A 10,863-nucleotide genomic window follows, 5' to 3' on the forward strand; every position below is an offset into this window, starting at 1 on the left:
GTCACGGTCGCGGTGGTGATCACGGTGGACCCTGTCCATTCCCATGCGGCTGTGCCGGGCCCGGCGCGGGCCCGGCCGGGGCCAGGCCCGGCCACAACGGCGTTCCCCCCGGCCCATACAGCGGCGCGCCGTAGGGCGGGGCTCCCGGGTAGGGCACCGGCCCGATCGCCGGGCCCGGAATGCATTGGCGGATGCTCGGCGCCTCGGGCATCGCGCGGGTCACCGGCAAGTAATTCGCCCAGCACGGATGCCCGATACCGGGATTGGGGCGAATGTCCACACCGGTGCCCCACCCGGTGTTGGTGACAAGGTGGCGCACCGGGAAGTTCTTGGTGACATCCGGAAGCGACCCGCAACTCGGCTTGCCACCGGGTCCGCCCTTGGCCGCGACGACGGGCAGGTGCTGCGGGTACGCGTAGGGGTCATTACCCAATAACAGTGCGACGTCGAGTTGCAGCGTGCGCCCGTCACCACCCCACGCGGCATAGCCGCCGTTTTCCAGATACCACGTGGTGCCTTTCAGAAAGCATGTGTACACCGGGTTGTGGTGCAGCAGCAGACCGGTCGTCGGCTCCAGCACCTCGACGGCCTCGACGAGATCATCCTTGCTCGAGCCGAGCAGGGTGGTACCCGCGTCCGACAAGCCGATCACGTTCAACAACAACGCATCCAATGCGCCGGCGTGCTCGGTGATCGTGGTGCTGGTGGTACTGACCGCGTCCAGCACCGCCACGATGTCCTCGGCGGCAGCACCATAGGTGTCGGTTAAGTCCTTCAACGAAACCCAGTTCTGCCCGATGGTGTTACTGCGCGCGTTGAGTGCCAGCAACACCTGGTTCAGACCGGTGATCCCTTGACCCATCCGCTCGCCCTGTCCGCGTACGCCCTCGGCAACCGCGGTCAGCACCGCGTTCAGCTTCAGCGGATCGACCATCTTGAGCAGCTCGACGACGTTCTCGAACACGGTGTTGATCTCGGTGCTGACCCGCTCCGCATGCAACACCGCCCCGGCAGCGAGCCGTTTTGGGCTCGGATCCGACGGCATCGTCAGCTCAACGAACTTCGTGCCGAACGCGGTGGTCGCACTGATCTGCGCCTCCACGTTGGCGGGGATGTAGCGGATCTGGTCGGGATCAATCTCCAGCCGCAGCCTGGTCGCGTCCGCGTCGCCGCCGAGTTGGCCGACCCGGCCCACCCGCACCCCACGCAACATCACATCCGCGCCGGTCTCCATCACCAGCCCCGCCCGCTCCGAGGCCAACGTCACGGGCACGTACGACCGGAACGTGCCCCAGAACGCCGCCGCGGACCCGAACAAGAACAACGCGATCGCCGACAGCAAGATCAGCGTCCACCACCCGGTGGAGATGCGGTGTGTCCCTGCCCTGCGGTTCATGCCGCTAAGCCGCCAGGTGGAAGTCGCCGGACTGGCCGTAGATCGCCAGCGTCATGACCAGGATCGCTAACGACGCCACGACCATTGACGCCCGCACGGCCCGGCCCACCGCCTCCCCCACCCCGGCCGGCCCGCCGCTGGCCGTATAGCCGTAGTAGGTGCACATCAGCATGATCATCAGTGCCACCGCGGCCACCTCGGCCAACGACCACAACACATCGGTGGGGCTGAGGTAGGTGTAGAAGTAATGGTCATAGACACCGGATCCCTGCCCATAGACGGCGGTGGTGCCCAGCCGAGCGGCGAGGAAGGCCGTCATCAGCCCCACACAGAACAGCGGGACCGCCACGATCACTCCGGCCACCACCCGCGTCGACGCCAGGTAACTCACGGTGCGGATACCGATCGCCTCGAGCGCGTCGATCTCCTCGTTGATCCGCATCGCGCCCAACTGGGCCGTAGCGCCGGCACCGATGGTCGCCGCCAGCGCCACCATCACCGTGCCCGGCTGGATTTCGCGGGTATTGAAGAAGGCCGACGCGAACCCGGTCAGCGCCTCCACCCCCACCGATGCCAACTGGTTGTAACCCTGCACCGCCACGATCGCCCCCGTGGTGATCGTCAAGAACGCGATGATCACGACCGTTCCGCCGATCACCGCCAAAGCCCCACTGCCCAAACCCATCTGGGCGATCACCCGCAACAGCTCACTGCGGTATTTGACCACCGCATCGGGAATCCCGGCTAGCGTGGTGGCATAGAACCGCGTCTGCGCTCCGATTCGGTGCCACCCGCCCACCGCAGAGCTCGCAGTGCGCTGTACCCGCGGATGAAGCGTGCTCGGAACACTCACTGCCATGACTTCACCTCACCATGAACGGAACACCGACAGCGGTGACGATGATGTTGATCAGGAACAAGACGATGAACGCGAACACCACCGTTTCGTTCACCGCGCGACCCACACCGGCCGGACCACCGCCCACCGACATGCCCTGATAGCAAGCGATCAGCCCGGCCATCAGCCCGAAAAGGGTCGCCTTGATCATCGAGATGATGACGTCGGCCAAGCCGGTCAACGTGGTCAGGCCCGCCACCCACGCGCCCGCCGAGACGTCCATGAGATAAACCGAACACAGAAACGCGCCAACAAGACCCGTCACGATCAGCACCGAGTTCAGTGCCAGCGACACCGTGGTGGCCGCCAGCACTCGCGGAACAACCAAGGCCTGAATGGGGTCGATGCCCATCACCCGCAGCGCGTCGAGTTCCTCCCGAATGGTCCGCGCCCCCAGATCGGCGCACATGGCGGTGGCACCGGCGCCAGCGACGACCAACACCGTCACGATCGGACCGCTTTGGGACACAGTGAAAATCGCGGCACCCGTGCCGGAGAAATCGGCGGCACCGATGTCGGACAACAGAACGTTGAAAAGAAACCCTGAGATCACCGCCCACGGGATCGTCATCAGCAGTCCCGGAAGGGTCGACACCCGCGCTACGAACCAGCACTGGATCAGATATTCGCGCCACGCGAACGGCGGCCGGAACATCATCACGAAGGTGTCAATGGACATGGCGACGAATCCACCGACCGCGCGCACGGGCCTGGCCATCGTCTGCGCGTCGATCACCATGGCGCCGTGCACCTCCCTCCGGGCAGGTCGATGTGGACGTGTGACATTCGCGAGGGTACGCGGTCCGTCACAGCTATGTCCATAGTCAATACGCTCTCAGCGCGTACTAAGAAACACTAATTGACGCTCTAACAGTCACTTATCTCAAGTCAAGTATCTTATCGATATCGAAGAATATGGATAGCGCAGTCAAGACGGCAACACCTGGATGGCGCCCGACGGGCACAGTCCGACGGCGAGCCGGACCCGTGCTTGCTCGTCGTCGGGCACTGCCGCGCAAGCGAGTACGACGACACCGTCTTCGTCCTGATCGAAGAACTCGCCGGCGGTCATCACGCACATCCCGGCGGACATGCAGATTTCCCGGTCGGCGGTGATTCTCATCGGCTGAACGCCTCCTGGGTCAGGGCGGAATTCATGAAGTCGCGGAAATGCAGCCAGCGCCCGCGACGGAGCGTGATGATGTGCGCGAACTCCGACTGCCATTCGTACCCGATGTCGATCCTGCGGAAGCGCTGCCGGCCCCACACCGCGAGGTCGTCACCCTGCGCGATGAACTTCCACGGTTCCATCTCGACGATCTCGATGCTCTGCCCGACCCTGGTGAAGAACGTCATCGCTTCCGCGATGCCGTGGTAATCACCGGCATACGGGATCGCCTCGGTGCCGTAGTAGGTAATGCGGACATCTGGATCGAGGTGCCGCAGCGCCGTGTTCAGGTCCCCCGCGAGCACTGCGGCGTAGATGGCCTTCGTCGCCGCGATGTTACGTGCCTCTTCGGTGATGGCGGTCATGACAGGCAAAGGGGCAGACGGACATACGCGTGGGTCAGCAGGCTGGCGGTCTGCTTGGTGCCCGGGTCGTCGCTCAACGCGATGTGCTGATAACGGTCGAGCACCCCGTTGAGCATCGCCGTCACCTCCAGCCGGGCCAGCGAGGAACCGAGGCAGAAATGCAACCCGTGACCGAACGAGAGCTGTCTGCGCAGATTCGGGCGATCGATGTCCAGCCGCGACGGATCGGGAAATACCGCTGGATCGCGATTGGCCGAACCGAAGAACAGCGCCACCCATTCCCCCGCGCGGATCAGCTTGCCCCCCACCTCCACATCGCGGGTGGCGATCCGAAACAGGCGTTGCGGCGGCCCGTCGAGCCGCATCGTCTCCTCGATGAAAACCGTCAACAGTGACCGGTCTGCGCGGATGCGCGCGGCGATCTCGGGTTCGCGCGCCAGGGCATGCAACAGGTTGCCTATCAGAAACGTCGTGGTCTCACTGCCGGCGACCACCAAGGTGACACAGAACCGGACGATCTCCTCCGGAGTCAGCCGCTGACCGTCCACCTCGGCGCGCAACAACGCCGATATCAGATCTTCGGCGTCCTCGACCTCCTCGCTCGTCTCTTGCTGAGCAACCCGGGCGGTGTGGTCGGCGAGCCGTGCGGCGAACGTGGCGACCATCTCCTCGTTGCTCGCGATGCGCTCCTCCGGAGTCAGTGACGACGACAACATGAAAGCGTTGGCCCACCGCCTGAACCGGACATGGTCGCCTTCGGGCAGACCGAGCAGGCGCACCATGGCCCGGGTGGGAATCTCGGCGGCGAACGTCATCACGTCCACTTCACCCTCACCGAGATCGTCGAGCAGTTGCGGTATCAACCCGTTGAGCCAGCCTTCCAGCCGCCTGACCCGACGCGGAGAGAACGCCTGCCCCACCAACTTCCGTTCCACTTCGTGTTTGGGCGGATCCGTGTTGACCAGCATCAGGCTGGGCGCGGAGGAGGCCTCTTGCAAGGGATCGCGCGACGAGAACGTGGCACTGTCACGCGCCGCCTCGAAGATCTGGTCGTAGCGGAAAAGCGCCCAGGCGGTGACGGGTTCGTCGGCGCCCGGCACGGTGCCCGGCGGCCAGTCCCGGTAGCCCGGGACCGGGGAGTGGGTCCGCAGCTGGTCGTACAGCGGATATGGGTCGGCGATGCCCTGCGGCGTGGTCAGCAGCTCGAGCGCCGAAACGGTGGTTGATGACATGTCCATCAGCCTCGGCCAGCCGCGGCAGCAAAGCGATCCCCCGTTGGGGAGTACTCCCGCCCCCGTACGAGGGCAATTTGCGGTTCTGACCGCAACGCAGCCGCCGCCGGAGGACAGTGGGCACCATGATCATCGCCGGCGGCGCACCCGAGTCCGACTCGGCCGAGTCGTTGACCGGCCATCCCGGCTGGGCGTCACGCCCGGCAAGGGAAAGCGAGGCCGCTCGCCGTTACCGGGAGACATTCCAGGGCTGGGGCGTCGACCCCACCGATGATCCGATGGCCGTGGTGTCGGAGGCCATCGACAGCAAGGCCACCGAGGTGCGAAATGCGTTGGAGGCGTGCGGTGACGACGAGGCGCTCCTCGCGCTCGAATCGGTGCTCGATCTGTGCGCACTCGAACGAGAGTTGATCGAGGACGGTGCGAGACGGCGCACCTTCGCGCTGTTGCAGGTGCAGGAGGGTTTGAGCAAGCTGCGCGTGGTCGACGACGTCGCGACGATCGTCGACCGGGCGCCACGGGAATTGGTGGAGTCGTGCGGGTTCGATCGGGCGGTGCTCTTCCGCGTGCACGAGGGCCGGATGTTCATGGAATCGGCGTACTTCGGCGAGGACCGCGAGGGCGCCGAGAAGATGGTTGCGTTCGCCCAGTCAGTGGCGCCTCCGCTGAATCACATGCTGTTGGAAACGCAGATGATCCGCCGCCACGCACCGGCGATCGTGCGGGATGCCCGCAACGACGCGCGAGTCAACAGGCCGATCGTGGACTTCTCGATGACCCATTCCTACGTTGCGGCCCCGGTGATGCCGACGGGGAAGGTGATCGGTTTCCTGCACGCCGACCGGCTGTATTCGGGCCGCCTGGTCGACGAGATCGACCGTGACACGGTGTGGGCGTTCGCGGAGGGCTTCGGCTATGCCTACGAGCGCACGGTGCTATTGGAAAGGATGCGCCGCCAGCACGCGGAGGTACGCAACGCATTGGCGTCGGCGGACGAAGCGGCACGTGCGTTACAGGACGCGGATTTGGACTTGCGCAAGATCGAGCCGCTGGAGCGCAGCCCCGCGGCGCGATCGTTGGCCGAAGTCCAGACGAGGGTGATGGCGATGCTTACGCGCCGCGAGGTCGAGGTGCTTCGGCTGATGGCCGCAGGTCGCACGAATCAACAGATTGCCGATGAGCTGGTGATTTCGGCCGGCACGGTGAAGTCCCACGTGAAGAGGGTGCTGCGAAAGCTGCACGCGACCAACCGTGCCGAGGCGGCATCGGCCTATGTGCGTCTGGCCAGCGTGCCCGAAGTCGGCTGACGCGAGGCCTTTCGGTAATCCGGTGCGTCCGGGGTCGATGCACTACGCAAACCGCTTGGCATCTATGTCTATCACCGGTATCACTTCGCATGACCATTTCACGCCCAAAACACTTGTGATGACTTGCTTTGTAAATTAGTAAGTCTTCTGATGATACTGCTAATATGCGGTAGACGCGGGGCGGGCTCTAAGGAGGTCTCGATGACCGACACTGCACAGGCAACGGAAACGCTTGTTCGCGACTTTCTCGACGCATGGACGACAAGGGATCTCGACACGATCTGTTCGGCCTTCGCCGACGATGCCGTCTACCACAACGTGCCGGTGGACCCGGTTGCCGGCATCACCGACATCCGGGCGATCTTTCAGGCGTTCCTTGACGCCTTCGCCGAGGCCAAGCTGGACATCGTCTCGCTCGCCGCCGCGCCCGGTCTGGCACTCGTCGAACGGGTCGACTACTTCACGCTCAACGACGGCGGCAAGGTCGAATTGCCCGTGACGGGTGTGTTCGAGACGGCGAACGGCAAGATCACCCGCTTCAGCGACTACTTCGACCTCGCGGACTTCGAGCGCCAAAGCGGATTCAAGTTGTAGGAGATTTCGCGGTCGGCGCTTCTGGCAGGATTCGAGGTGCTCCTCGGTCGCGGAGCGAGGAAGGGGGGTCGGACATGGAGCCCGTCGTGGGCGCGGTCAAACGCCGCCCGAAGGATCGTAAGAAGCAGATCCTGCAGCAAGCCGTGCGGCTCTTCACCGAGCGCGGTTTCCACTCGGTGCGCTTGGAGGAGATCGCAGAGGCGGCGGGTGTCACCGCCCGTGCCCTGTACCGCCACTACGAGAACAAGCAGGCGCTGCTCGCCGCCGCGATCATCACCGCGCAGGACGAGTACCAGAGCGTGCGCCGGCCGATGGGCCGGAAATCGGACTCGACCGATCAGCCGCTGCGCGACGAGCTACCGGATCTCATCGCCGCCGCCGTAGCCACCCGCGCGCTGACGGTGCTGTGGCAGCGCGAGGCGCGCTATCTCAACGACGGCGACCGCGCACAGGTACGCAGCAGGATCAACGCCATCGTGGCGGGCATGCAGGCCGGTGTCCGCCTCGAAGTGCCCGAATTGAGCGGCCGGCACTCCGAACTGCGCGCTTGGGCGGTGTCCAGCACGCTGACCAGCCTTGGCAGGCACTCACTGACGTTGCCACGGGAGGAGCTGAAAGACGTTCTCTATCAGGCCTGTATGGCTGCGGCGAAGACGCCTCCGGTCAGCGACCTTTCGCCCACCACGGTGCAGCGGCATGATGAACGCGCCTTGTTCTCCCGACACGAGACGCTGTTGGCCGCGGGCGCGCGGCTGTTTCGGGCTCAGGGCTACCAAGCCGTCAGCACGAGCGAGATCGGGAAGTCGGTCGGCATCGCGGGACCGGGTCTGTACCGGTCGTTCCCCTCGAAACAGGCCATCCTGGACACCCTGATCCACCGTCTCGAAGAATGGTGGACCCTCGAATGCGTCCGCGCGCTGCGGGCCGACGGTGACGACGCCGAGAGCCTGCACCGACTCGTCGCGGGGCGGGTCCGCATCAGCCTGGACGATCCGAATCTGGTGGCGGTCTCGATCACCGAGCTGGCCCACGCCTCCGATGAGGTTCGGGACGGCTATTCCAGGAGCCAGGCGGATCGAGAGGCGGTGTGGAGTGAACTCATCCGCAAACTGGTACCCGAAACCACCGTCGCACAGGCACGCCTACTGGTGGCGGCCGCCGACAGCTTCGTCGACGACGTTTCTCGCACATGGCATCTCACGCGCTATTCCGGCGTGGCCGAGGAGATCACCGCGCTCGCACTGTCGATTCTGACCAGCAGGCGCTGACGCCGTCAGCACTGCCTCATGCACGGACCGGCCGAGTCTGGTGGGCGGCCGCGGGCGCCGGCATGAGGGGTCTGAACGAATCGGCTGTTGCTTGCGTTTCTCGTTCAATTATTCACCGCCGCAGCATGAGTGAGTGCACCGGCGTCACCAGAGCGCGGCGACGGTGCCACCGTCGACGAGCTGTGCCGTGCCGTTGACCATCGACGCGTCATCCGACAATAGGAACGCAACCACGCCGGCCATCTCCTGCGGTCCGGCCATCCGGCCCTGCAGCCGGCCGATCATGGTGTCCGCCCCGCCTTCGCCGAGCACCTCGTCGAACGTCGTCATCGCGGTCCGCTGCATCGGAGTGTCGACGAACGCCGGCAGCACCGCGTTGGATCGGACTCCGACCGACCGTAATTCGGCCGCCGTGATGCGGCTCAGATGGATGATTCCCGCCTTCGACATGCCGTATGCCGCCGTGCCCGCCGCAGCGACCACGCCACCCAGCGACGACATGTTGACGATGGCTCCCCCGCCGCGTTCGATCATCTTCGGCGCGGCGTGCTTGGTGCACAACCACGCACCGCGCAGGTTGATCCGGACGACGCGGTCAAAATCCTCGACCGTGGTGTCGAGCACTGACGCGAAGTGCACCACGCCGGCATTGGCGACCAGCTTGTCGACGCCTCCGAACGCAGCCGTGCAGGCGGCGACCATGGCGATCACCTGCCGCTCGTCGCTGACATCGGCAGTATGCGCGACCGCGCCGCACCCGATCGTCGCCGCTGCCCTCTCGGCGGATGAGCCGTCGATGTCAGCGCACAGCACGCGAGCGCCCTCGGCGGCGAGTCGTTCGGCGATGCCGAGGCCGATGCCCGCGCCCGCACCGGTCACGATCGCGGCCTTTCCGGCGAGGTCTGGATGTGTCATCGAATCACCTCGGGTCGTTGCGGCACCCTGCTATTTCACCCCGCGACCCGTAGCCCGTGCTCGCGAATCGCGCCGAAGATCACCAGGCCGAATCCCGGTGCGTCGTCGGACAGCCGGACGGTGTAGACGCCCAGATCGCGCAGAATCCATGCCACCGTCTGTGAGATCGCTTCCGAATCGAACTCTTCGGTGTTCGTCAGGCCGCAGGCGCGCATCGGACCGGGCGGGCGCAAATAGATGACGACCCCGCCGGCTTGCGCCCTCATATCGCTGCGCGCGCGGTCCAGATCGGTACCGCATCGGCAAGCGGTCGACCCGAAGACATCTGCCGTCAGACACTCGACGTGGACGTGCAGCGGTACCGGCACCCCGGCGCCGACATCACCGATGATGATCGCCAGGTGCTCACCGTCGCCGTGCGCGTCACGGAACCCGATGGCACGGAACGCGCTGCCCCCGTTCGGCAGCACTGTCTCGGCGATTCGCACGACCTGGGGCTCGACGCGCCGTCGATAGCTGACGAGCTCCGCCACGGAGACGACGGCCAACCCGTGCTCGAGGGCGAATTCGAGCAGTTCGCCACCTCGCGCCATCGCGGTGGGCCGGTGGCGGGACACGATGTCGCACATCCCCGCGGCCTCTGGCCGGCCTGCGAGGCGGGCGAGGTCGAGGGCTGTCTCGGCAGGACCCGGCCGTCCCAGCACGCCGTCCGGAGCCACCTCGACCGGAACCACGTGCCCGGGCCGGCGAAAGTCCGATGCCTCAGAGCTTTTCGCCGCCAGCGCGGTGATTGTCGCCGCCCGGTCGGTCGCCGATATCCCGGTGCCGGTACCTCGCCAGTCGACCGCCACCCGATGGGCGCCCGTATCGGAGTGGGTGTCGCCGCGGTGGCAGATCGGCGGCAGGTTCAGCCGCTCGCATTCGGCGGTCGGCAGCGCGACCCTGACATAGCCCGAGGAATGCCGGACCGTGAAGGCCAGTAACTGGGACGTGGCCGCTTCGGCGGCGAAAGCGAGATATCCCTCATGGTCGTTCTCCGGGCCCATCGTGATGACCACGGGGCGCCCGGCGCCCACCGCTGTGATTGCGCGACGGACCCTGGTGTCGGTCGTCTTCATATCTGCTCCTGTAAGTCCGCACGGGCGATCCGGTGAAACCGGCTGCCGTGAAACACAAGTGGCGGCATGGCGGCATCCGCGTCCAAGGCACAGACCTCGAGGACCGCGATCGTGTGATCACCTGTCCGTACCTCGCTGCGTAGTCGGCAGTCCAGCCAGGCACTGGCCCTCGACACGACCACCGCTCCGGTCGCCAGCTCCGTCCAGGGCACACCGGCGAACCGGTCACCGTCTTTGCGCGAGAGACTGCGGCATGCATCGCCGTGGTCCTCGGCCAGCACACTGAGGCCCAGCCGCGCGGCCTTTTTCAACCGTAGCCACGTCCTGGAGTCGTTTTGGATACAGATCGAGACGAGCGGCGGTTCGACCGAAACCGACGTGAATGAACTCGCCGCCATCCCCACCGGCTCTCCGTCGACCATCGCGCACACGGCGGTCACCCCCGACGGGTAGCAGCCGTATACCCGTCGCAGTTCGGCGCCGTCAATGGGTGGGGGGCGCAGTTCCACTAGCCTCGATCTTTCGTGATGATCGGTTGATGACGGGCGTGTAATGCACGGAAGTGCCTGTCCTGCTTGAGAAAATCGGCTTGTCTAGGTCCA

Annotated in this window: 12 protein-coding genes; 3 read left to right on the forward strand and 9 right to left on the reverse strand. The window is 65.5% G+C overall.

Features of this window, described 5'->3' with window-relative positions; all coding sequences use genetic code 11:
• Positions 1-19 precede the first annotated feature (19 nt).
• The 6 genes from RMCN_RS28420 to RMCN_RS28445 form a co-directional block, all read right to left on the reverse strand.
• On the reverse strand, positions 20-1,396 hold the full coding sequence (locus tag RMCN_RS28420; protein ID WP_064416770.1) for an MCE family protein: 1,377 nt from the start codon (positions 1,394-1,396) through the stop codon (positions 20-22).
• Positions 1,397-1,400: 4 nt separating this feature from the next.
• Positions 1,401-2,255, reverse strand: a complete 855-nt coding sequence (locus RMCN_RS28425; protein WP_064416708.1) for an ABC transporter permease — start codon at positions 2,253-2,255, stop codon at positions 1,401-1,403.
• 4 nt (positions 2,256-2,259) lie between these two features.
• The gene (locus tag RMCN_RS28430) at positions 2,260-3,033 is read right to left on the reverse strand and encodes an MlaE family ABC transporter permease (protein ID WP_064415600.1); all 774 of its coding nucleotides are present in this window, start codon (positions 3,031-3,033) and stop codon (positions 2,260-2,262) included.
• A 189-nt stretch (positions 3,034-3,222) separates the two neighbouring features.
• A complete protein-coding gene (locus RMCN_RS28435) occupies positions 3,223-3,417 on the reverse strand; it encodes a ferredoxin (protein WP_064415565.1) in 195 nt (64 codons plus the stop codon).
• Complete coding sequence (locus RMCN_RS28440) at positions 3,414-3,827, reverse strand: nuclear transport factor 2 family protein (protein ID WP_067396262.1); 414 nt, start codon at positions 3,825-3,827, stop codon at positions 3,414-3,416. The genes RMCN_RS28435 and RMCN_RS28440 overlap by 4 nt, the downstream gene beginning before the upstream one ends.
• Positions 3,824-5,059: a cytochrome P450 gene (locus tag RMCN_RS28445; RefSeq protein WP_067396358.1), complete on the reverse strand. Its 1,236-nt coding sequence runs from the start codon at positions 5,057-5,059 to the stop codon at positions 3,824-3,826. Before RMCN_RS28445 ends, RMCN_RS28440 begins: the two co-directional genes overlap by 4 nt.
• A 125-nt stretch (positions 5,060-5,184) precedes the next feature.
• On the opposite strand from RMCN_RS28445, the gene RMCN_RS28450 reads away from it, so the two are divergent.
• The 3 genes from RMCN_RS28450 (at position 5,185) to RMCN_RS28460 (ending at position 8,228) form a co-directional block, all read left to right on the forward strand.
• Entirely contained in the window at positions 5,185-6,366 is a 1,182-nt protein-coding gene (locus RMCN_RS28450) for a LuxR C-terminal-related transcriptional regulator (protein ID WP_064415598.1), read from the forward strand.
• A 201-nt stretch (positions 6,367-6,567) separates the two neighbouring features.
• Positions 6,568-6,960 carry a limonene-1,2-epoxide hydrolase family protein gene (locus RMCN_RS28455; RefSeq protein ID WP_064415563.1) on the forward strand — a complete coding sequence of 131 codons (393 nt, stop codon included), beginning with the start codon at positions 6,568-6,570 and terminating at the stop codon, positions 6,958-6,960.
• 74 nt (positions 6,961-7,034) lie between these two features.
• On the forward strand, positions 7,035-8,228 hold the full coding sequence (locus tag RMCN_RS28460) for a TetR/AcrR family transcriptional regulator (RefSeq protein ID WP_067396265.1): 1,194 nt from the start codon (positions 7,035-7,037) through the stop codon (positions 8,226-8,228).
• A 144-nt stretch (positions 8,229-8,372) separates the two neighbouring features.
• On the opposite strand, the gene RMCN_RS28465 is transcribed toward RMCN_RS28460, so the two are convergent.
• Genes RMCN_RS28465 through RMCN_RS28475 form a run of 3 tightly spaced genes read right to left on the reverse strand, consistent with a single transcriptional unit; the run spans position 8,373 to position 10,770 of the window.
• Entirely contained in the window at positions 8,373-9,143 is a 771-nt protein-coding gene (locus RMCN_RS28465; protein WP_067396268.1) for a glucose 1-dehydrogenase, read from the reverse strand.
• A gap of 35 nt (positions 9,144-9,178) precedes the next feature.
• Complete coding sequence (locus tag RMCN_RS28470) at positions 9,179-10,261, reverse strand: 3,4-dihydroxy-2-butanone-4-phosphate synthase (protein ID WP_067396270.1); 1,083 nt, start codon at positions 10,259-10,261, stop codon at positions 9,179-9,181.
• On the reverse strand, positions 10,258-10,770 hold the full coding sequence (locus RMCN_RS28475) for a flavin reductase family protein (protein ID WP_067396273.1): 513 nt from the start codon (positions 10,768-10,770) through the stop codon (positions 10,258-10,260). Before RMCN_RS28475 ends, RMCN_RS28470 begins: the two co-directional genes overlap by 4 nt.
• Between the last annotated feature and the right edge of the window lie 93 nt (positions 10,771-10,863).

It is taken from the genome of Mycolicibacterium novocastrense (assembly GCF_001570485.1).
Lineage (GTDB): Bacteria > Actinomycetota > Actinomycetes > Mycobacteriales > Mycobacteriaceae > Mycobacterium > Mycobacterium novocastrense.